This window comes from Telluria sp. LT2P80, assembly GCF_059685955.1.
The window spans coordinates 373,602-397,607 of sequence record NZ_JCASIO010000003.1 but is presented as its reverse complement, the minus strand read 5'-3'; the positions used below and the strand labels follow the sequence as shown (position 1 = coordinate 397,607).

16 protein-coding genes are annotated in these 24,006 nt (G+C 64.5%); 6 read left to right on the top strand and 10 right to left on the bottom strand.

Annotation, left to right across the window (positions count from 1 at the left end; all coding sequences use genetic code 11):
- Nucleotides 1-179 precede the first annotated feature (179 nt).
- The 5 genes from proX to AC56LW_RS10960 all read right to left on the bottom strand — a co-directional run bounded on the left by proX (nt 180) and on the right by AC56LW_RS10960 (nt 7,753).
- Complete coding sequence (proX, locus tag AC56LW_RS10980) at nt 180-1,181, bottom strand: glycine betaine/L-proline ABC transporter substrate-binding protein ProX (RefSeq protein ID WP_499634445.1); 1,002 nt, start codon at nt 1,179-1,181, stop codon at nt 180-182.
- Nucleotides 1,182-1,238: 57 nt separating this feature from the next.
- Nucleotides 1,239-2,297, bottom strand: coding sequence for a glycine betaine/L-proline ABC transporter permease ProW (gene proW / locus AC56LW_RS10975; RefSeq protein ID WP_499634205.1), 1,059 nt, complete (start codon nt 2,295-2,297; stop codon nt 1,239-1,241).
- Nucleotides 2,294-3,529 (bottom strand): glycine betaine/L-proline ABC transporter ATP-binding protein ProV, encoded by a 1,236-nt coding sequence (gene proV / locus AC56LW_RS10970; RefSeq protein ID WP_499634204.1) that lies wholly within the window; start codon nt 3,527-3,529, stop codon nt 2,294-2,296. The genes proW and proV overlap by 4 nt, the downstream gene beginning before the upstream one ends.
- Nucleotides 3,530-4,063: 534 nt before the next feature.
- The gene (locus AC56LW_RS10965) at nt 4,064-5,734 is read right to left on the bottom strand and encodes a sodium:solute symporter family transporter (RefSeq protein WP_499634202.1); all 1,671 of its coding nucleotides are present in this window, start codon (nt 5,732-5,734) and stop codon (nt 4,064-4,066) included.
- Nucleotides 5,735-5,752: 18 nt separating this feature from the next.
- The gene (locus AC56LW_RS10960) at nt 5,753-7,753 is read right to left on the bottom strand and encodes an NPCBM/NEW2 domain-containing protein (protein WP_499634200.1); all 2,001 of its coding nucleotides are present in this window, start codon (nt 7,751-7,753) and stop codon (nt 5,753-5,755) included.
- A 289-nt stretch (nt 7,754-8,042) separates the two neighbouring features.
- Between AC56LW_RS10960 and AC56LW_RS10955 the strand changes: the two genes are divergently transcribed.
- The 5 genes from AC56LW_RS10955 (at nt 8,043) to agaR (ending at nt 13,304) form a co-directional block, all read left to right on the top strand.
- Nucleotides 8,043-9,014, top strand: coding sequence for an EamA family transporter (locus tag AC56LW_RS10955; protein ID WP_499634198.1), 972 nt, complete (start codon nt 8,043-8,045; stop codon nt 9,012-9,014).
- Between the two features lie 3 nt (nt 9,015-9,017).
- Nucleotides 9,018-10,328, top strand: a complete 1,311-nt coding sequence (locus tag AC56LW_RS10950) for a D-tagatose-bisphosphate aldolase, class II, non-catalytic subunit (protein WP_499634196.1) — start codon at nt 9,018-9,020, stop codon at nt 10,326-10,328.
- Nucleotides 10,322-11,506 (top strand): SIS domain-containing protein, encoded by a 1,185-nt coding sequence (locus AC56LW_RS10945; protein WP_499634194.1) that lies wholly within the window; start codon nt 10,322-10,324, stop codon nt 11,504-11,506. The genes AC56LW_RS10950 and AC56LW_RS10945 overlap by 7 nt, the downstream gene beginning before the upstream one ends.
- Entirely contained in the window at nt 11,490-12,458 is a 969-nt protein-coding gene (locus tag AC56LW_RS10940; protein WP_499634192.1) for an N-acetylglucosamine kinase, read from the top strand. The genes AC56LW_RS10945 and AC56LW_RS10940 overlap by 17 nt, the downstream gene beginning before the upstream one ends.
- 78 nt (nt 12,459-12,536) lie before the next feature.
- On the top strand, nt 12,537-13,304 hold the full coding sequence (gene agaR, locus AC56LW_RS10935; protein ID WP_183552891.1) for a transcriptional repressor AgaR: 768 nt from the start codon (nt 12,537-12,539) through the stop codon (nt 13,302-13,304).
- A gap of 31 nt (nt 13,305-13,335) precedes the next feature.
- On the opposite strand, the gene AC56LW_RS10930 is transcribed toward agaR, so the two are convergent.
- From AC56LW_RS10930 to AC56LW_RS10910, 5 genes are all read right to left on the bottom strand, one after another.
- The gene (locus AC56LW_RS10930) at nt 13,336-14,745 is read right to left on the bottom strand and encodes a DUF4832 domain-containing protein (RefSeq protein ID WP_499634190.1); all 1,410 of its coding nucleotides are present in this window, start codon (nt 14,743-14,745) and stop codon (nt 13,336-13,338) included.
- Complete coding sequence (locus tag AC56LW_RS10925; RefSeq protein WP_499634189.1) at nt 14,742-17,435, bottom strand: alpha-galactosidase; 2,694 nt, start codon at nt 17,433-17,435, stop codon at nt 14,742-14,744. The genes AC56LW_RS10930 and AC56LW_RS10925 overlap by 4 nt, the downstream gene beginning before the upstream one ends.
- A complete protein-coding gene (locus AC56LW_RS10920; protein WP_499634187.1) occupies nt 17,432-18,529 on the bottom strand; it encodes an amidohydrolase family protein in 1,098 nt (365 codons plus the stop codon). Before AC56LW_RS10920 ends, AC56LW_RS10925 begins: the two co-directional genes overlap by 4 nt.
- 101 nt (nt 18,530-18,630) lie before the next feature.
- Nucleotides 18,631-21,474: a TonB-dependent receptor gene (locus AC56LW_RS10915; protein WP_499634186.1), complete on the bottom strand. Its 2,844-nt coding sequence runs from the start codon at nt 21,472-21,474 to the stop codon at nt 18,631-18,633.
- 612 nt (nt 21,475-22,086) lie between these two features.
- Nucleotides 22,087-22,635: a cysteine hydrolase family protein gene (locus AC56LW_RS10910; protein WP_499634185.1), complete on the bottom strand. Its 549-nt coding sequence runs from the start codon at nt 22,633-22,635 to the stop codon at nt 22,087-22,089.
- 137 nt (nt 22,636-22,772) lie between these two features.
- On the opposite strand from AC56LW_RS10910, the gene AC56LW_RS10905 reads away from it, so the two are divergent.
- Nucleotides 22,773-23,771, top strand: a complete 999-nt coding sequence (locus tag AC56LW_RS10905; protein ID WP_499634442.1) for a GlxA family transcriptional regulator — start codon at nt 22,773-22,775, stop codon at nt 23,769-23,771.
- Nucleotides 23,772-24,006 lie beyond the last annotated feature (235 nt).

The window sequence follows — 24,006 nt, the reverse complement described above, 5'->3', positions numbered from 1 at the left end:
ATGTAACTAACCAACGAATGGAGTGCAGCGAAAAGGTATTTCAACGCCAACAATACCCGTGACTCATCTGTTGATCAACCGGGCTGGCATGGATGAGGGGGCTTCGTCCATCCACCATCCCGGTTTTGGTCACAGGCCTTTATCGACAGTGCAAGCGGGGCACCTAGCCTGCAGCAAGATCACGGCGCCGCCGCCCGCGCTTGCGCAATCCACCCATCAAATTCCTTCTGATGGAACTTGATCCACCCCGACACATGGCGCGCGATATCCGCCTGCGCATTCTCACCGCTGCGCATGCGCGCATTCTGCGCATCGATATCGGCAATCGGCAAGCGCATCACCTGGAACAGCTTCACGGCTGCCGGGTTCTTCTCGGCCCAGGCACGGTTCACGACAAAGCGCGTCGTGTTGATGGCAAAGCCGTAGTCGCTGCCGTCGGGCAGGCGTGTATCGGGCTTGCCCGGATACGCCGTCTTCGGTGCCTGCAGCCACACGACATCTTTGCCCGGGATCAGGACGCCATTGACCCAGTAGGGCGTCCAGGCGTAATACAGGATCGGCGAGCCGCGCTTGAAGCGGCCGATGGTATCGGCGATCAGTGCGGAGTAATTGCCCTGCACATGGGTAACCGTGCCGCGCAGCTTGAAGCCGTCCATCTGCTGCTCGATCATCGCTTCGCAGCCCCAGCCCGGATTGCAACCGGCCATGTCCGCCTTGCCATCGCCATCGTTGTCAAACAACTTGGCCAGGCGCGGCTCGCGCAGTTGGCCGATATTGGTGATGCCGTACTTGTCGGCGGTGGCCTTGTCGATCAGGTAGCCCTGGGCTGCCGGTCCGGCGTACTCGCCCATGCGCAGCAGTTTGGCGTCGCCGCCGGCGTTGTCATAGAAATCCTTGTGTAACGGATCCCAGTGCACCGCCAGAAACGTGGCATCGCCATTGGCAATGGCGATGTGCGCCGTCGGGTATTCCACTTCCTTGATGGGTTGCGGTGCGTAGCCCAGTGCTGCCAGCGCACGGTCGACCAGCATGGTCTGGAACGTCTCTTCGGCCACCGGGCTTTGCAGCGCTTGCACCTTGATCCCTTTGCCGGGAAGGCTGTCTGCCGGCGTTTGCGCCATGGCCAGGTGGGTAGTGAGCGCCAGTGCGCCAAGCGCGATGGTGGCGATCCAGCGAAACATGCGTCGTGACTGGTGTTTGATTGTGAATTTTTTCATGCGATGCATTCGTGTTCCTTTTTATGATTGTGGCTTGCCGCGCGTCAGGCGCAGGATGAGGCCGGCCGGGCCAGTCTGGTACCAGTGGCGTACGCCACGACGCGGCTGTCCCATCGATTGCGTCAAGCGGTCCAGCGTGATTGCCAGCAGCACGATGCCCAGGCCACCCACGGTTGCGAGACCCATGTCCAGGCGGCCGATGCCGCGCAAGACCATCTGGCCAAGGCCGCCGACGGCGATCATCGAAGCGATCACGACCATCGACAGCGACAGCATCAGCGACTGGTTGATGCCGGCCATGATCGATGGCATCGCCAGCGGAAACTGGACGCGGCTCAGCAACTGCCACGGCGAGGCGCCGTAGGCGCGCGCTGCCTCAATCAGGTCGGGCCGCACCTGGCGAATGCCGAGATTGGTCAGGCGCACCAGCGGCGGCAGCGCAAAGATGATGGTCACGATCACGCCCGGGGCATTGCCGATACCAAACAGCATTACCACTGGCACCAGATAGACAAAGGCCGGCGTCGTCTGCATGGCGTCGAGCAATGGGCGCAGGAGGTTCTGGGCACGGTCGCTGCTGGCCAGGAAAATCCCCAGCGGCAAGCCGATCACCATGCAGAACGCGAGCGACGTCAGCACCAGCGACAGCGTGATCATGGCGTCGGACCAGATGCCCAGCACCGATACGATCAGCAGCGCCACCACGGTGCCGATGGCGAGCGTGCGGGTGGTGAATTGCCAGGCCAGCACGCCGATGACGGCGATCACCGCGAGCGCTGGCGCAGCCAGCAGCAGCGCGCTGACGGCGTCGAGCGTGGCATCGATGGGAGCGCGCACGATCTGGAAGAATGGGCGGAAGTGTTCAACCACCCAGCCCAGCGCGTCATTGATCCCGGACTGGAGCGACAGCGAGCCGTTCAGCAGGTCGGACAGCCCGAGGCTAGCCTGATCGGGCGAGGCGGCCGGCGCGGCGTCGAGCCAGGAGGTATCGCGCGGCGGCGTCGGCAGCCATGGATTGATCTGCTCAGCTTGTGGGGCGACCGGTTGGGTCTCGGTCGCGATAGCGGTGCCGGAATTCATGCTTGTCCTTTCGGGTTGTTTGGTGCGGCGAGGGGCGGCGTATCGCGGTCGAGGAACTTCAGCAGGGTAGTCTTGCTGATGGCGCCACGGTATTTGCCATCGTTCGTCACCACAGGCACGCCATACGGCATCTGCGCGATCTGGCCGAACAGGCCGGCCACCGGTTCATCGGCATCGATGGTGGTGACGTCGGGCAGGTAGGCATGCGCCAGGCCCAGCGGGCCGACGTGACCGTCGAGCGCGCTGCGCAGCGAGTCGGCCGAGACCACGCCCAGGAATTTCTGCTGCGGGTCGACGACGTAGGCATAGGCCCGATCCTGTTCTTCGAGCATCGACAGCGCTGCGCGCGAGCCGCGCGCGGGCGACTCCGACACCACGATCTGGCTTTTACGGGCGATATCGCCGGCCTTGAACACGGCCGCGGCATCGACGCCGCGCACGAAGTTGCGCACGTAGTCGTTGGCAGGCTGGCGCAGGATGTCTTCGGGCGTGCCCACTTGCACGACATGGCCGTCCTTCATGATCGCGACCCGGTCGCCGATGCGCATGGCTTCGTCGAGATCGTGCGAGATGAATACGATGGTGCGGCGCTTGATCTGCTGCAGGCGCAGCAGCTCCGATTGCATCTCGGTGCGCATGATCGGATCGAGCGCCGAAAACGCTTCGTCCATCAGCAGGATGGCGGGATCGCATGCCAGCGCGCGGGCCAGGCCCACACGCTGCTGCATGCCACCGGACAATTCGTCGGGATAGCTGGCGCCATACCCGGCGAGGCCCACCTGGTCCAGTGCCTGCAACGCCAGCGCGTGGCGCTCGGCCTTCGGCGTGCCGGCCAGCTCCATGCCGAACGCGGTGTTGTCGAGCACGGTGAGTTGCGGCAGCAGCGCGAACGACTGGAACACCATGCTGATGTCCTTGCGGCGCAGCGCGCGCAACTGGGCGTCGGGCAGGGTGTTGATGTCATTGCCGTCGATCAGGATGCGTCCGGCGGTTGGTTCGATCAGGCGATTGAGCATGCGCACCATGGTCGATTTGCCCGACCCGGACAAGCCCATGATGACGAAAATTTCGCCGGCTTCAATCGTGAAGCTGGCGTCGAACACGCCGATGGTGCAGGCGGTCTGGGCCAGGATGTCCTGCTTGCTGGCGCCCTGGCGAACCAGGTCCAGTGCAGCTTCCGGCTGATCGCCGAAGACTTTGAAGACCTGGTCGATGATGATTTGTTTTGCCACGGTGTGGTTCTCCCTCGATCTGTCGAATGAAATGAAATCGCCGCAGGCAACGAGGCCCGCGGCGGAGATCGCGACATGGTGGTGATGCAGACAGCGGTGCCTGGCCTGTCGACGCGGCGACAATGCCAAAGGCGTGGCGGCGCTCGCGATATGCGCAGTGCGTGCCGGATGCTGTGTGCGTGTTAGTGACGCTGAGTAGCGTTCAACCGCGATGCGGCGAACGTTGCTTGATGCGGGCGGTTGGCCCAGGGTTCGGTCCCCATGCACGGCATGGAAAGCGATCGATAGCAGGTGTGCTAACGGAGGTTTTGTTGTAAAAGGGCCGCAATTATAACAGCAATGATGTCAAAGGACAATTGCTTTTTGCGTTGAAACATGATTGCTGCAGCAGTATCAAGCCGGGTCATAAGCCGGAGTCACAAGCCGGGGTCAGGTCTGACATTCGGACACGGCCCCGGCTGTGAACACGAGCGCGCTGCCGATCTCGTTCCCTTCGAACGACAAATCGAACTGGCGCGACAACGTGCCTTTAAACTACCAACCGCCGTAAATCGCCACCAGCACGATAAAAATAACTACCGAACCAACCGCAAATCCGCGATCAACCCGGAACATCGACCGGTCGATCACCATGCGCTTGTTGCTGCCGTCGCGCTGCGCCGTAGTGCTCAACAAAACCATGCCAATGACCACCATGACAAACACAATCAGCATCCGATCAAGAAACGGGATTTCGTAACTACCAGCGCCGTTATTGACCGCAAAACCGATCGGCGCCAGAAACCCCAGATCCATCACCATTGGCAAGAACTTGAGAAACACCGAAAACACCAGCCCACCAATCGTGGCAAACATGGCCGCCGCAGCGGTGGTCTTGCGCCAGTAAAAGCCCAGCAAAAACATCGCCAGGATGCCGGGTGACACGAACCCGGTGTATTCCTGGATGTACTGGAAGCCGCCTTTCTTGTCGATCCCCAGCAAGGGCGCGAGCAGCACGGCAATGGCCATCGCCGCCAACACCGAGATCCGGCCGATCCAGACCATGCGCTGTTCGCTGGCCGCACGGTTGACATGCTTGTTGTAGACGTCGAGCGTGAAGATCGTCGCGACGCTGTTGGCCTTGCCGGCCAGCGACGCGACGACCGCTGCAACAAGGGCGGCGAACGCCAGCCCCTTGAGCCCGGCCGGCAGCAGGGCCAGCAGGGTAGGGTAGGCGCGGTCCGGGTTGAGTTCGCCACCCGGCCGCATCGCGTCGCCAAGCGTGCCGGATTTGTCGAGCGCATAGGCCGCAATGCCGGGCAAGACCACGATCACCGGCATTAGCAGCTTGAGGAAGGCGGCGAACAGCAGGCCCTTGCGCGCCGTGTGCAGGTTGGCGCCCAGCGCGCGCTGGACGATGTACTGGTTGCAGCCCCAGTAGTTGAGGTTCACGATCAGCATGCCACCGATGATGGTCGACATGCCGGGCAGATCCATGTAGTTCGGATCGTCGCGCGTGAGCACCATGTTGAAATGCTCGCCGGCGCGCAGATACAGTTCACTCAGACCACGCACCGCGCCCTGACCACCGGCCAGCGCCGCCACCAGGTCGAGTGCAATCCAGGTGGTAACGAGCCCGCCAATGACCAGGCACAGCACCTGGATCACATCGGTGTAGCCGATCACCTTCATGCCGCCCAGCGTGATTACGGTGGCGAACACGGCCAGGAACAGCATGCAGGCCAGCACATTCAGCCCGGCGATGCTGCTGATCGCCAGTGCGCCCAGATACAGGATGGCGGTAAGGTTGACCACCACGTACAGGCCGAGCCAGAACACGGCCATCGTTGCCGCCACCGCCGGTCCATAGCGCTGCTCGAGAAATTGGGGCATCGTATAGATGCGGTTCTTCAGGTAGATCGGCATGAAGAACACGGCAACGATGACCAGGGTCGCCGCCGCCATCAGCTCGTACACCGCGATCGCCATGCCGATGCGAAAGCCGGCTCCGCTCATGCCGATGAACTGTTCGGCCGAGATGTTCGATGCGATCAGCGAGGCGCCGATGGCCCACCACGTGAGCGAGCCTTCGGCCAGGAAGAAGTCGTGGGTGGCCTTGCCGGACGAGCGTTTCTTGCTCCAGTAGATCCAGATGCCGTAGGCCGAAATGGCCACGAAGTAGATGAGGAAGACGAGGGTGTCGAGGCTGGTGAATGAGGTCATCATTGTGTCGTGTCCCGGCACTCAGATGCGGTCGCTGCCCGACGTTCGCGGACCCGACGCAGCGGCACCGGCCTGCGTCAGCTGCACATCGCCCCAGGTCGCCACGACAGGCACCGCGTTGCCGGTTTTGGCATCCCGCACCACCAGTTCAATGACCTTCACGCCGCGCACATCGGCCGTCAATGCCTGAGCCTTCGATCCGAACCGCGCCGGCGTACTTTCAGCCAGCAGTTTTCCATCGCCATACACGTAAAAGCGCACCGATTCGGCCATGTTTTCAGTCGAATCATCCACGCCAACCGAGGCGGTCAAGCGCGCGTTGCCGGCATCGTTCTTCACCTGAAGGCGCGAATTCGACAGCACCCCCAGCCCCGACGTAAACACCTGGCCGGCCACCTGCAGGCTCTGGCCAAACGGCGTTGCATCCGGCTGCGCGCCGCCCCAGCCCGCGTACTGGGGCCGCGAGCCGCCGGAGCGGGTGCTCGACCACGGATCGATCATGCGGTGCACGGTCGGATCGAGTTGCGGCTGGCGCGTCCCGTCGACGGCAACGTTGATCGATCCCGGGATCTCCGACAAATACACACCATTGTCCAGCTGGCGCTTGCCTTGCGCTTCAAACACGAGCGTCTCGTGCGGCGCGAGCGTAAAGGCCTTCTCGCCGGTAAAGGTGAGGGTTTCCTTGGTCCACAGGTTGCGCAGGGTGACCGGTGCGCCATCCGCCAGTTTCAGGTGCATCGCCAGCAGCGTCACCGGTGCGGGCGCCGCGCCGCGGTTGAACAGCGCCACTGCCTTGCGCTGCCCGTCACCCAGTGTCTTGACGATGATCTGCGCATCGTCGGAATCGTAGGCGACGATGCCCTGGTGACCGGCCTTGTCCTGGTTCAGGCGAATCACGTCCGCATTGCCCAGGACGGCGAGCAGCGACGCCGGACCATGCTGCAAGTCATAGCTGATCAGCAGCGGCGCGTTGATCATCGCCCACAGCGAAAAATGCGAGCGCACTTCGACCGGATTGTTGGCATCGAATTCGCCATGGCCGATGTGCAGGATATCGGGATCGTTCCAGTGGCCGGGGCCGGCGTACAGCGCACGTTTGGCCGCGCTGTCGAAGTTGTGCAGCATGCTGGTCCAGCTTGGCGTGATGTCGGCGCTGGTGCGCCACAGGTTGCCGACATCCTTGCCCCAGCTGCGCACGTTGGCCATGCCCCAGGCGCAGATTGACATCACATAATCACCCAGCGGGCGCGCGGCCTTGATGGCCGCCGCAACGGTTTCGTAACGGGCGCGCACGGCGCCGATATCCGTGCGGTTGATCGACCCGCGTTCGATCAGCGGCGCCATGCCGCGGTAGCTCTGCTTCTTGACCAGGTCCGAGCCCGGGATGAAATCGGCCAGTCCGCACGCGTCGATCTTCAGATAGTCGAAGCCCCAGTCCTTGAAATACAGATTGATGTCCTGCGTGACGTGGCCGTCCAGGCCCACTTCGCGTTCCGCTGTCGTGCCCTGTGGCAGGTTGGGCGAATGCAGATCGTAGGCTTGCGAACACGCATTGCGGCCCACGTCCGTGTAGATGCCTGCCTTGAAGCCCATCGCGTGCAGTTTGTCGGTGAAGGGCTTGAAGCTGGTGCCATCCGGCCCACCGGTAGCGGCAGACGGGAAGATGCCGGTGCGAATCTGCAGGCGGCCATCGCTGGCGCGGCGCTTCATCCACCAGCCATCGTCGAGGATGACATGGTTATAGCCGAGCTTTGCCAGACCGCTGTCGGCAAGCACTTTCGCCGCGCCCATGACCTTGCCTTCGTCGACTTCCGTGCGGAATGCATTCCAGCTGTTCCAGCCCATCGGGGGCGTGCTGGCGCTGCCGCTCGTGTTGCCTTCCCAGCGGCCTGCCGGGGCCAGGGGATCATCCGGAGATGTTGCATGAACCTGCGTCACCGACAAGGCCAGGGCAGCAGCCAGGCTGCCGCAGACAACGGTCCAGGGTTTGGGTTCACGTGCTTCAGTCCAGCGATGGTTCATGCAAATCTCCTGACGATGAATTTGTCTGCGGGCGGGAAAGGGTCGGACGGCGCATGCGTCCGTCGTCCTGATGGTAATCGAAAGTATTCGAAAATAAAAGGCGCGATTTTGTCGGCGAAAACACGCGAAAGCGAAAATATTTGGAAAGACTTTGCTTTTCGTTTGGCACTTCTTTACTATCGCATGGGTAGCAACGAAAACGTTTGAAACTAACGCACCTGGCGGAGAGGATTCGGATGAAAAGCACAACGAGCGATGGCGTCGAGTACGGCACAAATTGGATGACAGCATGGGTGGCCCTGTGAATCCAGTAGATACCCTGGAAAAGACGACGTTGCCTGCGCAAGCTCCCGCCAGTGCTGCCAAGCCGCGCTGGCTCGGCTACGCGCTGGCGACGGCGCTGCTGTGGGGCGTGTGGGGCGCGTTCGCAGGCCTGCCAACCCAGAACGGTTTTCCCGAAACGCTGGTGTATGTGGTGTGGGCGCTGACGATGGTGCCGCCGGCGCTGTTCGTGCTGGCGCGTTCCGGCTGGCGCGTGCGCCGCGACCGCACTGCCGTGGGCTACGGGCTGGCCATTGGCCTGTTAGGCGCGGGTGGGCAGATGGTGCTGTTCTATGCAGTCAAAGCCGGCCCGGCCTACCTGATTTTCCCGCTGATTTCGCTCTCTCCCGTCATCACGATCGTGCTCTCGCTGCTGTTCCTGCATGAGCGTACGGGCCGCATGGGCGTACTCGGCATCGTGCTGGCCGTATGCGCGCTGCCGCTGTTCGACTTCAACCCGGGCGGCGCCCCGCAGCAGTACGGGCTGTGGTTCGTGCTCGCGATCGGCGTGCTGGTTGCATGGGGTCTGCAGGCGTACTTCATCAAGCTGGCCAATACGCGCATGGATGCCGAAAGCATTTTCTTCTACATGACCGCCAGTGCGCTGCTGTGCATTCCGGTGGCACTGGCGATGACCGATTTCTCGCAGCCGATCAATTACGGGCCATCCGGGCCGCTGCTGGCCGCTGCCACCCAGGTGCTCAATGCCATCGGCGCACTGACGCTGGTGTACGCGTTCAGGCATGGCAAGGCGCTGACGGTGTCGCCACTGGTCAATGCCGGCGCGCCGCTGTTGACCACCGTGATCGCGATGGCGCTGGCCGGCGCCGTGCCGGGCGGCTACCGTCTGGCCGGCATCGGGCTGGCGCTGGCGGCCGCGCTGTTTCTTGCGCTGCAGGCGGACGACGTCGCGCCTGCCGAATCAACCGAAGGAGCCTGACAAATGGACTACATGTTGAATCTGGTGCGCCGGCACAAGGCCGGCGAAGCGGTCGGGATCCACGCGGTGTGCTCGGCGCATCCGATCGTGCTCGAGGCGGCGATGGAAGTAACGCTCGCGGCCGGGCCGGCGCAGCCGGTGCTGATCGAAGCGACGTCGAATCAGGTGAACCAGGATGGCGGCTACACCGGCATGACCCCAAGCGCATTTCGCGATTTCGTCTACGCCATCGCCGACCGCGTCGGCCTGGCGCGCGAGCGGGTGCTGCTGGGTGGCGACCACCTGGGCCCCAATGCCTGGCAAGGCGAGCACGCGGATGCCGCCATGGCGAAGGCCGAGGTGCTGATCGAACAGTATGTCACGGCGGGGTTTCGCAAGATCCACCTGGATTGCTCGATGTCGTGCGCCGGCGACCCGGTGCCGCTGCAGGATGAGGTCGTGGCCGCGCGGGCTGCGCGGCTGTGCGCCGTTGCCGAGCGGGCCTGGCAGGCGGCTGGCGGTGAGGCGCCCGTGTATGTGGTGGGCACCGAAGTGCCGGTGCCGGGTGGCGCGCATGAAGACCTGGCGGAGCTGAGCGTCACGACACCCGCCGCGGCGACGCAGACCATCGCGGCGCACCGCGCCGCATTTGCTGCTGCCGGACTGGATGGGGCGTGGCCACGCGTGGTCGGCCTGGTGGTGCAGCCGGGCGTCGAATTCGACCACCACAAGGTGATCGACTTCCGGCCCGAGCGCGCCGTGGAGCTCGGCCGCATGATCGAAGACGTGCCCACGCTGGTCTACGAGGCCCATTCGACCGACTACCAGACGGCGGCGAACCTGGCGGCGCTCGTCGCCGGCCATTTTGCGATCCTCAAGGTGGGCCCGGGCGCGACGTTCGCGCTGCGTGAAACGCTGTGGGCGCTGGCCGATATCGAGGCCGCGATGGCGGGCGATGGCAAGGGTTCCGGGTTCAAGGACACGGTGCTGGAGGTGATGCGTGCCGAGCCGGCGCAGTGGCAAAAATATTACGACAATGAGCCGCGCCGCGCCCGCTTCGACCAGCAATACAGCCTGAGTGACCGGATTCGCTACTACTGGCCGCATCCTGCCATCCAGGCCGCGCAGGCGCGCCTGCTGGCCAGTCTGGAGCGTACGCCGCCGCCGCTCACCCTGCTGAGCCAGTACCTGCCGTTTCAATACGACGCCGTGCGTGAAGGGCGGCTCTGCAACCAGCCCGTCGATCTGCTCAAAGAGGGCGTGGCCAGGGTGCTGCGCCAATACATGGCCGCCTGCATGGCAGGGGCCGCAACGAAGGAGTTGGAAGCATGTTAGTAGCAGACAAGAATATTCTGGGCATTGATGCGGAGCGGCTCGATGCCGCCGGCGCCGGCGCTACCGCGCGCGAAATCGCGCAGCAACCGGCCGTCTGGCCCGAGATCGAGGCACTGGTCGCCCATCAGCGCAGCGCGCTCGACGCGTTCCTGGGGCCCTTGCTCGCGAAGCCCGACCTGCGCATCGTGCTGACGGGCGCCGGCACCTCGGCGTTCATCGGCGAATGCCTCGCGCCGGCGTTGCTGGGCGGCGGCTGGCGCGCAGACGCCGTGCCCACCACCGACCTGGTGTCGGGCCCGCGGCAGTTCCTGCAGCCGAAGGTGCCGACGCTGCTCGTGTCGTTCGGCCGCTCGGGCAACAGCCCGGAAAGCGTGGCCGCAGTCGATCTGGCCGACGGGGTCGTGGACGAGATCTACCACCTGGTCATCACCTGCAATGCCGACGGCGCCTTGTGCCGGATGGCGCAGGGCCGCGCCAATGCGCATGCGATCCTGCTGCCGGACGCCACGCACGACCGTGGGTTCGCCATGACCACCAGCTTCACCTCGATGCTGCTGGCTGCGGCGGGTGCGTTCGGCGTGCTGGCGCCGGGCGCCACCGCGGGGCCATCGGCTGCGGCCGCGCAGGTGCTGGCGTCAATGCTGCCGCTGCTGGACGGGTTGGTGGCGCAGAATTTTAGCCGCGTGGTCTACCTTGGCAGCAATGCGCTGCGCGGGCTGGCCCGTGAAGCCTCGCTCAAGCTGCTGGAACTGACCGATGGCCAGGTCGTCGCGCTGTTCGACTCGCCGCTGGGCTTTCGCCATGGGCCGAAGACGGTCGTCAATGCCGACACGCTGGTCGTCGTGCTGTTGTCGAACGATCCCCGTGCCCGCCGCTATGACCTCGACCTGCTGCGCGAGCTGCGCAGTGATGGCCGGGCCGGCCGCGTGCTGGCGCTGAGCGGCCGCGATGAACCGGCGCTGGGTGACGCCTGCATCACGCTGGACGCGGTCGGGCAGGCACCGGATCTGGCGCTGGCGCTGCCGTACATCGTGTTCTGCCAGGCCTTCGCGCTGCTGCAGTCGCTGGCGCTGGGCTTGCGTCCGGATACGCCGAGCGTGTCGGGCACCGTCAATCGCGTGGTGCAGGGTGTCACGATTTATCCACTGGCGGAGGACAGCGATGTTTCTCGGGGTTGACGGCGGTGGCACCAAGACGGCGTTCGCGCTGATCGACCGCCAGGGCCAGGTCCTGGCGCGCAATGAACAGAGCAGCGCGTATTACCTCGAAGTCGGCATGGAGGGCGCGGCTGACGTGCTGGCGCGCGGCTGCGCCGGGTTGTTCGCGGCCGCCGGCGTGACCGCGAACGACGTCGCGTTCGCGTTCTTCGGCTTGCCCGCGTATGGCGAAGACCGCGCCGTGCAGGCGCAACTCGATGCGCTGCCGCGCACCGTGCTGGGACACGGGCGCTACCTGTGCGACAACGACATGGTGTGCAGCTGGGCCGGCTCGCTGGCCTGTGCCGACGGCATCAGCGTCATCGCGGGCACTGGCTCGATGGCCTATGGGCGCATCGGCGGGCAGGGCGCGCGTGCCGGCGGCTGGGGTGAATTGTTCAGTGACGAGGGCTCGGCCTACTGGATCGCGCGGGCCGGGCTCGCGCTGTTCTCGCGCATGAGCGATGGCCGCGCGCCACGCGGGCCGCTGCATGGGTTGCTGCGCACGCGCCTGGCGCTGCAGGATGACCTCGACCTGTGCCAGGTCGTCTATGGCGAGCTGAAAGGGGAGCGCAGCAAGGTGGCCGCGCTGTCGCGCCTCGTGTCCGAAGCGGCAGCGCTGGGCGATGCGCAGGCAGCAGCGATCCTCGAGTCGGCGGCGGTGGAGGTGGCCGCCCTGGTCGATGCGGTGCGGGGCCAGCTCGGCGTCGATCCAGGCACCGAAGTCACGGTCTCGTATTCGGGTGGGCTATTCGGTAAGGATGGGCCACTACGCGCGCCGTTTGCGCGCGTGCTTGCTGCCAGCAGCGCTGGCGCCTATCGCTTGATGGCGCCGCGCCTGCCGCCCGTGCTCGGTGCGGCCGTGTATGCCGCGCACCAGGTCGGCATACCGCTGAACCCGGCAGCGCTCGACCGCCTGGCAGGCACGCAATGATGCGCCGGCAAGCACATGGCGTGCCGGCCGTGCGCCAATCTGGTAAGCTGTTTTTTTATTAAATCTGCGTATCCAATCATGGGTCAAACCGGTCAGCGCCGCGACACCATTCTTAAAGCTCTTACCGAACAAGCCTCGGTCCAGGTCAGCGAACTCGTCAAGCAACTCAACGTCTCGGCCGTCACGATCCGCAGCGATCTGAGTGCGCTCGAGGCGCAGGGCCTGGCCATCCGCAGCCACGGCGGCGCCACGCTGGCACGCATGCCGCCGACCGAACACACGGTGTCGCAAAAAGACGCACTGAATCACGAGCAGAAAGAGCGCATCGGCGCGCTGGCTGCGCGCCTGGTCAAGCCGGGCGAGAACATCATCATCGATTCGGGCACCACGACGCTGTCGCTGGCGCGCCACCTGCGCGACGTGCAGAACGTGACGGTGCTGACCAATGGCCTGAATATCGCGTGGGAGCTGGTCAATGCCGCAGGCGTCGACCTCATTCTGACGGGCGGCCTGCTGCGCAAGCAGGCGCTGTCGATCCAGGGCTTGCAGGCCGAAGCCTGCCTGCAGGCCTACAGTTTCGACAAGCTGTTCCTGGGCGTCGATGGGCTCGACCTGCAGTTCGGCGTGACGACCCACCACGAGGCGGAAGCGAGCCTGAACCACAAGATGGTCGAACGCGCCAGGAAGGTCATCGTGCTCGCCGATTCCTCCAAGTTCGGCTTCATCAGCCTGCACCGTATCGTGCAGCTCGACCGCGTTCACACCGTCATCACCGACGGCGATATCAGTCCGCAATACCGGGATGGCCTGCGCGAGGCCGGCATTGAACTGCTGATCGCCGAGTAAGCTGGCCACGCGCGCACGGCGTGGCAGAACTTCAGAGAATATGCAGCGTGGTCCCGGTACGAAATGCACCCAGCGGGGCATCCCATCCCTGCGCTTTGGCGGCATCGTCGGCGTTGGCAGGCCGCACGTTGTAGCGCACGTCGTCGGCCAGCGACGCTGCGCCATCCGGCAAGGCCAGCAGCATGTCCCAGGCGCCAGTGGGCGTGCCGCCCGGGATCGCAACCCGTGCGGTTGCGGTGCTGGTCTGCCCCGGCAGCCAGGCGCGCGGGTCGATCGATGCCAGGGCCAGCCGTACGACCCGGCCAGTAGCGCGATGCCGGAGCACCATCTGCACACCACGCGGGTTGAAGGCGCGGGCCCAGCCGCTGTTGCGCACGGTCAGCACCAGTTCACCCGACTGGCCAGCCACGATCTGCGGGCTGTGTCGCAACGTCACCAGCTCGAACCGGTAGCCCATGCTGCGCTTGACCTGCGCGAAGCACCCCTGGGCCTGCCAGCGCTGGTGAAACAGGTCGCGATAGTAACTGTCGTTCAGGTACGTCAGGCCGAAGCGCCGGCCTTCGCGCAGGATGTCCTCGCAGTCCGTGCGTGGCGTCGGGTTGACTGCATCGGCCGGATTGCAGGTTTCGGCGCCGAATGGCGCTGTCGTCGCCAGCGCGGCCACGTAGGCGCGCTCGCGCTGCCGGGTCGCTGCATTCTCACTGTAGGTGCCAACATCCGTGTTGGATGCCAGGAAGCAGTCATTGTGCACGCCGATGCGTGCCACAGCCGAACCGTCGCGCCAGCGCGGCGCCTGTGGCGCCCACGCCATCAGATAAGGTGGATAGCGCACTTGCAGGAAGCGGTCCGGCGGCAGCGCGGCCAGCAGCGCAGCGCGGATCTGCGTGCGCCGCGCCGGCAGGGTCAGGTCGTGCGACGAGGTATGCCATTCGCCCCAGGCCCCGATAAAGCCACCCTGCAGATACGCGATGACATCCGCGTTCGCCGCCAGGACCGGCTTGAGCTGCCCGATATGTTCCAGCACGCGCTCGAGCGGTGCATCCTGCGCCGCCCGGTAAGCGGTTTCGCCTGCCGGGAAGTTGTACATGAAACGCGGGATGACTTTCAGGCCCGCGCGGCGTGCAACCGCAAACCCTTTCGTCACGTCGGCAAGCAGCGTCGCGGGCAGCGCGTGGCCGGCATGCGCGTCCAGCCGCACCGGCGCGTAGACGATCCGGTAGCCGGCCGCAAACTGTGCATCGGCTTGTGCCTGCGTCCACGCCGCCAGGTTGTCGGCCGCCCAGACGTACATGCCGCGCTCGGGGTTGGCGATCTCGTCGGCCGACGCCTGGAACGTTGTCTCGACGGGACTGCCTGACGGACGGTCTGCCGATTGCCCCGCATGGGCGTGCGCCGACAAGATGACGAGCAGCGCGAGTGGACGCAGGCGCTGCAGCATCATGCGTCGATCAGCAGCCGGCCAAACGCGCCTGGCACGTGGAAGTCGGGCGCCGCAGTGCGGGTCGGACTCCACGCCGAATGCACGCGGTTGTCACCGGCAGCTTCGGGGCCTTCGACGCGGAACAGGTTCAGGCGCCAGCCGTCTCCACCCTGCATTGGTATGGCCAGCTCGGCGGTCCAGACCTTGTTGCCCGCATCGACATGCGCCCTGGCGCGGCTGCCGCCGTCGATGCGCCGCTTGCCCGACACCTCGATCGCGATTTCCTGCAGCAGTCCGTTGGGCGCAACCTGCACCTCGCGATAGCTTTTCAGTCCGGCGCGATCCGGCGCCTGCAGGAACACCTCGACAACATCGCGCTCCCACAGCGGCCAGATGGCGCTTGCCGAACCGGCTTGGTCGAAAGTGGTGAGCGTCTCGTACTTGCAGATGAAGCGCAGGTACAGGTGGCCCGCGCCCCGCAGCAGCTGGACACGGGTCGACTGGGGGCCGGCGAGCGGCTTGCCTTGCCAGTCGTGGCGGAAGAAGGTCGTGGGCGCATCGGCCCATTGCGATGCGTGCGGGAAGCCGTCCGTGCCCACGGCCTGGACGCTGCTGGCAAATGCCACAGGCAGCTGATCGGGAACGTCGGGCCGCGCTTCGACCAGCAGGCTGTGGGTAAAGCGCAGGGGCAGCGTTGGCTTTTCGGCGCTGACCTTGCCCAATACGCTGCCGCTGAGCGAATCGCGCAGCGTCCAGGTGCCCGGGCCGAGGCCACACAAGGCGACCATGCCATCCCAGCGATCGGCATAGAACGCGTAGTGCAACGCGCCAGCTTGCTCTACGACGTGGGTTTCCGGTTTGTCGAAACCCAGGTCGTACAGCTCGCCCCGGTAACGGCCTTCGGCCAGGCGCCCCTTGTTGTACAGGTCCACCCACTTTCGCCAGTGCGCTTCGCGCTCGGGTGTCAGCAGGAACGAGTCCTTGGGTTTCGGGTCCACGGGCCATGTGAACTTGGTGGCGACGACCGCGCCGATGCCGACGCTGGAAGCGAAGTCCTGTCCGCCCGTGCTCAGTTCCACGTGGTCGCCCGCATAGGCGGACCACGGGCCCATCAGTGCCTTGAGTGTCTTGCCCTTGTGGCGCACCTGCCAGCTCGACAGCGGATCGGACGATGGCGCCTGGTCCATGTACGGCATGTTGTGGAAGGCGTAGCTGGTGCCGCACGGGCACACCTCCAGCACCGCTTCCGGATTGGCCGCATGCACCACGTCGTGCATGACCTTGTAGAAGTCGGCGACAGCCTCGACCGATTCCTCGGGGCGCTTGTGCTGGTGCTTGGGATTGAAGCACGGCGCGACGCCGTTCAGGTGCTGGCCATCGACCTTGAGGCCGTCGAAGCCCCAGTCCGCAATGATCATGCGCAGCGTCGCGGCCAGGCGCGTCTGCGTCTTGTCGTAGGCAGGGCACAGGTAGAAGCAGTTCCACCAGGTCACGTCCTGGGCCGCGCCGGTCTCGTCGAGCAGCAGCAGGTCGGTATGCTCGTGCAGCTCGTCGCTGCCGGGGGCCACGGCAAGTGGCGCGATCCAGAGCCGCGCCTTCATGCCGCGTGCGTGGATGTCGGCCACCAGCGCCTTCATGTCGTCGCCGCCGCGCGGGAATTTGGCGAGATCGGGCGTCCAGTCGCCGGTCTTGACCTGCCAGCCGTCGTCCAGTACGGCCCACTTGAAGCCCAGTTCCTGCACCTTGGGCAGCGTGGCGCGCACATAGTCGAGCGAAAAATCGCGTTCGTAGCCCCAGGCGCACCACTGCGCATCGTAGGCGCTTTGCGGCGGCTCGGGAGCTGCCAGGCCCTGCGCGGCCATCAGGCGGCGGTAGCGGTCGAGCGGCACATAGAAGTCGCCACGGTGCACGGCGATGAACGTGGGCGGCGTGGCCAACGTGGCGCCCGGGGCCAGCGTCTGCGGGACGTCGCCGCGCAGCGCGATGTCGACCGCATTGCCGACCGCCTTGACGGGGAGTGACACCAGCAGCGGCTGCAGCGCCAGGTGGCCAACGGCCAGGCCGACGTCGCGGCGCCAGACATCCGCGACTGGCGTGCCGCCGCCGTAGTCGGATGCGTTCATGCCGAGGAAGTTGCCTTGCTCGAAACCGCGCTTGACGGGTTGGACCCAGTCGCGCCGGTCGGCGTGGCTGGCGCCTGAATAGGTCCAGTAGCCGCCCGCATGGCGCGGCGCGGCGGCCAAACGGTGCGCGCCGTTCACCCAGGCGTCGATCGTCAGCGGCTTGGCACCGGTATTCACGTAGCGCACGTCCAGCAACGCGACGCCCGGATGCTCGTCGAGCAGGGTCACGGTGACACGCTTCTCGACGCCTTCCACAGAGCGGCCGACGAGGTGCAGCGCTTGTCCGGCGCCAAACGGCGTCGTGGCCGGGGCTGGCTCGGCCTTCTGCAATGTGAAGCGGCCGAGCGGCTTGCCGCCGACGACCAGATGCTCGCTGGTGTCGAAGCCGGTCAGCGCGGCAGGCTGCTTGCCCAGCAGGCTGACGATACGGCAGCGCAACTGCTCGTCGAATTGCAGTGAGACGGCGCTGTCCTGCACGCGTACATGGCCCTTGCCGGTGACGGAGGCGGGCGCTGCCTGGGCCAGCGGGATCTGCGTGGCCAGCGGCGCCGCGCCGAGCCACCCGAGAAATGCTCGGCGCGCGGTCATGGCTGGCCTTTCCAGGCGTCGGGGAAGGCGCGCTCGGCATTCGTGCGATAAATTTTGTCGACGACGTCGCGCGGCAGTGCGAGGCCCTGGACGGGCTTGTCGAGATCGGCGACCTTGAACGACTCTGCCGTATTGAAGTAACGCCAGTGCATGCGCCACACGCCTTCGGCCTCACGGCCCAGTGCGGCCCCATCCTGGCCAGGCTCTTGCGCCATGTCGCTGCCGTAGAGGATGCGGTTCTGATACTTGATGAAGAAGTTGCGCACCTTTTCGCGGTCGCGCTGGCTCTGGTACTGCAGCTGGCCGATGCGCGCCGAAGCGTCTACCACCGCGTTGGGGAACCGGTCGAGGAACGCTGCCAGTTCATCCACATTGCGCTCCAGCGACGCAAGGTGCACGCCGACGAAATGCAGCGTCGGGTGCGCCGCCACCATGCGGTCGCGCGCGGCCATCTGCGCTTCCCAGCTTGGCATCTCGGGGTGCAGATACATATGGTATTGCGGGTGGTTCTTGAAGTAGGTGCGGTCGTTGTTGACCGTCATGCGTTTTAACGGCAGCCAGCAATTGTGCGGCTCGCCCTGGTGGCCCAGCAACGGGATGCCCTGGCGGGCCAGGTCGTCAAACAGCGGTGCGAAACGCGCATCGTCGATCATCACCAGTTCTTTGTCGGCGCCGCGCAGGCTCATGCCAATGTTCTTCCAGACCTTCACGCCCACGGCGCCGGCTTCCATCGACGCGGCAATGCGGTGGCGGGTGGCGGCGAGCCACGCAGGTTGGGCGGAACCATCGACGGAGAAGCTCACTGCCCATGCGACGTCCTCCGGGAATTGCTTTTTCAGTGCGATGGCGACGCGCTGCTGGTCATCAAGTGGTGGGAAATCAGGGTAGTCGACATTGATCGACAGGATCTTGAAGTTCTGGCGCCGGGCAGCTTCCATGAACGCCGGCGCAGCATTGTGCAGGTGCAGGTGCGCGTCGATCTTGGCAACGCTGGCATAGTCCGCCATTGTGTAGCTGGACCCGTCCGCGGCGTATGCGGAGAAAGGGATGGCCCCGGCGAGCAGGACGGCAAGGGAAAAAACAGAAGTGTGCATCAGGATTCCAGTTCTCGGTGTTGCGGGCCGGTGAACTGACAGGCCGGCCCGCGCTGGCGATGGGCTGTGCGGCGCCACGTACCATGGCGCCGCGTGCTGCATTAGAACCTCAGGCTGGCGCCCAGGGTCACGGAGCGGCCGTACCGGTAATAGCCGTTGGGCAGGCTGACGGTGCCGTTGGTCAGTCGTGGTGCCTGCTCGGCATCGGTCAGGTTGTTACCTTCGATGCTGATGCGCAGCGACTTGTTCACATCATAGGCGAGCTGGGCCGTGAGCCAGGTGACCGAGTTGGTCACCTCGTTGAAGCCGGAACCGATCACGTTGGTCGCAGTGACGAACGAATCGGTGAAGTCGGCTGTGGTACTCATGCTCCACGGGCCCCGTTCGTACAGGATGCCCAGCGATGCCGTTGCTGGCGCGATGCCTTCCAGTGGGCGTTCGATGCCGCCGACCCAGCTGCTCGACAGATTGCGCGTGTATTGTGCGCGCACGCCGAAGCCGTTGTCGAACAGGTGCTGCAGGCCGATCTCCATGCCGCGCGCCTTGGCGCTGTCGCCGTTGATGGGGCGCTGCACGTTGAACAGGCGTCCGCCGGGTGCACCGATGTCCTGACCGGCCAGGTAGAGATTGGTGATCTGGTTCTTGATGTTTTTCTGATAGACGGCGAAAGTCAGTGCCGAGCTCTTGGCGTAATACCACTCCAGCGAGATGTCGGCCTGGTGCGCCGTGTACGGCTTGAGGTCGGCGTTGCCGCCGTAAATCTGCGTGAAGTCGCCCCACGAGATGCTGGCCGTGGTGCTGGACGGCGCCAGCTTGTCGACCGACGGGCGCGCCATCGTCTTCGCGGCGCCAACCCGCAGCTGCAGCTTGTCGGTCAGCGAATAGGTGAAGTTACCCGACGGCAGAGCGAAGCTGTAGGTGGCATCCTGACGCACGATCGACGGATCGGCGTAGACAGGCGTGAAGTTGAATGCGCCGTTCTGCACGATGTCTTCGATCTTGGCGTCCCACGCCTGCGCACCGGTCTTGGTGCGCACGAAGCGCACGCCCACGTCGGCGAACCAGCGCTCGCCGGCCAGGTCGGCCTGCACGAACGCGGTCGAGGTCTTTTCTTCGACGCGGTAGCTTTCCAGCGGGTTGAAGGCTGGCGCTGACAAGGTCGAGCTGTAGACGCCGCCGCCTGGCCGTGGCTTGCCGTCCAGCCCCGCCAGTGCCTGCGCGTAGCGGTCGACGTCAAAGCCAAGGAAGCTGCGCGGGAAGTTGCCGTTCACGCCCGACAGGAAGCCTTTCGGGCTCAGCGTCTGGTTGATCACGTTGCCGCCCAGGGTGCCGACGTTGATCGCGTTTTCGCCAGAGTAGTGATCCTGGCCCGAGTTGAACGCATTGTTGATCATGTCGCGTGACTTCTTGCGGTTGGTCTGGCTCAGACCGAACTTGAGGTAGTCGATGCTGTAGCGGTCCACCTTCCAGTCGGCATTGACGGTCGCGCCGCCGATGCGGTCGTCGATATTGTCGCCCGCGCGGCTGTAGAAGTGGGTATTGAAGTCGTTGCCGCTGAACAGGCCCTGGGCCAGGCCGCTCTGCAGATCGCGGCCATCGGCCAGCGTGGTCGTCACGTCGGGCACGGCGGCGCCAGTGAGCCGGATGCGCGTCGTGTTCGGCTGGTTCATGCGTAGCACGACGTAGCTGTCCTTGCCGCCGGAGTCGCGCTTCGAGGTGGACAGATAGACGTCGCCGGCCACGTTCAGCGTCGGGGAAATCCGCCATTCGGCCCGGGTACCGTACATCGCGGTATCGACGACCCGGTATTCGGTCTTGTTCAGCACTTCGGGATTCAGGCGCAGCTCGGGGTCGTTGCTGTTCAAGGTCAGGTCTGTCACAACATTGTTGGTGACCTTGACGTCGGACCAGCGGCCTGGGGCGTACAGCGGGTAGTACGACAGCTGGTAGCCCACCTGGGGTGAGTCGAGCCGCGTCTTGAAGCCGTCAAAAATGACCTTGACGTCGCTGCTGGGCCGCCACTCCACCTTGCCCGATAGCGCGATGCGCTCTTTTTTCTCCATGATGGAGCCGAAGCGGAACTGGCCGGGCCCGATCAGGCCTTCTTCGCTGGGGTCGAGTACGCCGTTGCCGTTCGGATCGATGGCGCCGCCCCAGGTATTGCCGTATTCCCAGAACTGGCTTGGGTCGCTCGGGATAGGATTGCGCGACCAGCCGCCGTCGTTGCCGGCGGTGTCAGTGCGCACGTCGCGCTTGGCATAGACAACGCCGAGCAGCACGCCGAGCTTGTTGTCGAAGGTGTTGCTGTAGGTGGCGGACAGTTTCTTGCCGTTCAGGCTGCTCATGTCGTTGCGGTCAGCCTCGGCGCGCACCAGGCCGCGCTGGCCTTTCTGGTCGAACGGGCTGGCGGAGCGCAGGTTCACCAGGCCGCCGATGGCGCCTTCGATCAACTGCGCCTGGGTCGACTTGACGACGTCGGCGCCGCTGATCACGTCGGCCGGCAGCACGTCGAATGCGAAGTAGCGGCCCGCGCTGTCGGTGCCCAGCAGGCGCCCGTTGAACGTGGTGATCGTGTAGTCAGGGCCCAGGCCGCGGATGCTGACCCGCTGGCCTTCGCCGCCGGCCGTGCGGGAAATCGAGACGCCGGTGATATGACTGAGCGAGTCGGCCACGTTGTTGTCAGGGAAGCGCCCAAGTTCCGTCGCGCTGATGCTGTCCTGTACGACAGCGGCATTGCGCTTGAGTTCCAGCGATTGCTGCAGGCTGGCACGGGTGCCGGTCACGACGACTTGCTCCAGTTTGCCGGCATCGGGCGCGATGACATCCTGAGCGCGGGCCGATGTCGCAAGTGTGGCAAGCGCGAGCAGACAGGCAGACGTGAGCGGATTGAGCATAAACCGATCCTGACGATCGGCGCGCGAGCGGCACTGTGAAGGAGAATTCATGAAACGCTTCCTTTATAAGTTGTTGGAGCAGCGTGGCAATGGCTGGCAAACGGAAAGGCTGTCTAGTTGCGATCACTGCCTCCACGAGCCGGAGTACTTACCAGCTGATGTGACTTGATTCTTTCTTTCGTTTTATTTCGTATTGCTTGAATCCTCATATCGCAGCTTTCGGTTGAGGGATATCGAAAGTCTTCGACATTGCTCGAACGATCGCTGTGACACCAAGTCTATAGCGAAATTCTGTGTAATACAAAACATCTTTCGTTTTTTCGAATTTCCGTTGTGTTAACGTATTTCATGAAAATTCTTTCATTCGAAAGTCGGGTCTCCCGCGGATTTTTGTTTGGTGAGGTGCGCCTGTGCACAGGCAGATCGGAAGCGCGATCGAACGGTGCCGAACCGGTTGGATGCGGGAGGGGAGGGAAGGGAGAACTGGTGACCGGGGTCGATGGGTTATTCCCGAAATGGCTTCGGGACGCGATCGTGGTCGGCGGGGATTTGGATGGGCGTGAACGAATGCGAGAGCGCCAGGGCCGGAACAGGCCACTGCGCACGGCATCGGGCTACCAGCAGCCCGATAGTCGCGCCAGCCTGTCCGGCACCAGCGGTCTGTCAGCCCGCCAGGTAGTCGTCGGCAGACACCACCGACGCGTAGGCAAACGCAAGTGCCGACATGAACGCGGCGTGCACCTGCGCGGCCGGCACGGTTTGTCCAACGAACTCAAGGTCGCGCGTGGCGCATGCATCGTGCACGACCGTTGTCTTGTACCCGAAGTCGGAGGCTGCACGGGTCGTCGCATCGATGCACATATGACTCATGGCGCCAATGACCGTCACCCTGTCGACGCCGTGGTCGTCCAGCAGTGCCTTGAGATGGGTCTTGAGAAAAGCATTCGGGAAGTTCTTGACGATGACCGGTTCGCCCTGCGCCGGCGCCACGGTGTCGTGGATCTGGACGGCATCCGTTCCCGGCGTGAAGACGGGCGCGTCCGGGTCCGTGGACTCGTGGCGAATATGGATGAGCAGGTCGCCGTTGGTGCGGGCATCGGCGATCACGCGCGCTGCATTGGCCAATGCGTCATGGATGCCGGCCAGGGCCAGTTTTCCGGTAGGGAGATACTCGTTCTGGAGGTCGACGACGACGACAGCATGCTTGTTCATGGTGATGTTCCTTTCATTGAAATGAGGCGGCCAGCGACAATATCGTGCACGTGTCGGGCCAGCCGGAAGACCGATTGTGCTCGCAACGACCACCATCGAACATTGGCCCGAAGGCTAACTTTCGATACAATCGGGCCATGCCTCCTATTGCGCCTGCAGTCCACCACCAAAAAGTTGCCGTCATCGCCTTCGAGGGCATCACGCCATTTCATTTGTCGGTGCCTTGTCTGGTGTTCGGCAGCCACGTGGCCGGCGCCGATGCGATGTCGTTCGAGATCACTGTCTGCGCACCGCAGGCGGGCACGTTGCCAACCTCTGCCGGATTCGCGATCGCGATCGATGCCGACCTCTCGGCAGTCGATGAGGCTGACATCATCGTCATGCCTTCCTGGCACGCAGACGGGCGCAGTGCACCGGACAGCCTGCTTGACAGTCTGCGCCGCGGCCATGCGCGCGGCGCCATCATTGTCGGCTTGTGCCTGGGCGCCTTTCCGCTGGCACAGGCCGGCCTGCTCGATGGCCGGACCGTGGCAACGCACTGGCAGGCGGCAGACATGCTCGCGCAGCACTATCCCCGACTTGCCGTGGACCGGCACGTGCTGTACGTGGATGATGGCGACATCCTGACGTCGGCGGGTGTTGCCGCCGGCCTCGATTGCTGCCTGCATCTGCTGCGGCGATTGTGTGGTGCCGAGGTCGCTAACCGTGTCGCAAAGCACATCCTGGTCGCGCCGCACCGTGACGGCGGGCAGGCGCAATTCATCGAGCGGCCGTTGCCGGATGACGCTGCGGCAGGGCGGTTCGCCCAGTTGCTCGAATGGGTCGGTGAACATCTGCACGAGGAGCACAGCATTGACATGCTGGCCGAGCGCGCTGCCATGAGCCGGCGCAATTTCACACGTCATTTCCGCCTTGCTACCGGCACCTCCGTCAAGCAGTGGTTGCAGAATCAGCGACTGATCCATGCCCAGCGGCTGCTCGAGGCAGGGGACTTGTCGATCGAGCGCGTCGCGCACGCATCCGGATTCGGCACGGCGCTGTCGCTTCGGCAGCATTTCAAGGCAGCCCTGCGCACATCGCCGTCCGACTACCGCAAGCGCTTTCGGGCCAGTAGTGTTGAGCGCGCTGAAACCTGACCAGGGCACTGGCTGTGAGGATGGTCACCGGATCGAGTAGAGCGGCGCCTAATCTCGCTGAAATGTAACTAACCAACGTATGAATTTGCGAAACGACAAACCCCGCGTTAGCGGCGGCGCCAACCTTGCGAGCACATGGAACCGACGCCAGATCACGTGGTAATCACGCCCGCCAGCGACGATCTGGCACCGCAATAATGCTAGAATGGCGCGCTGCTTGCGTGGTGCCAGCTTC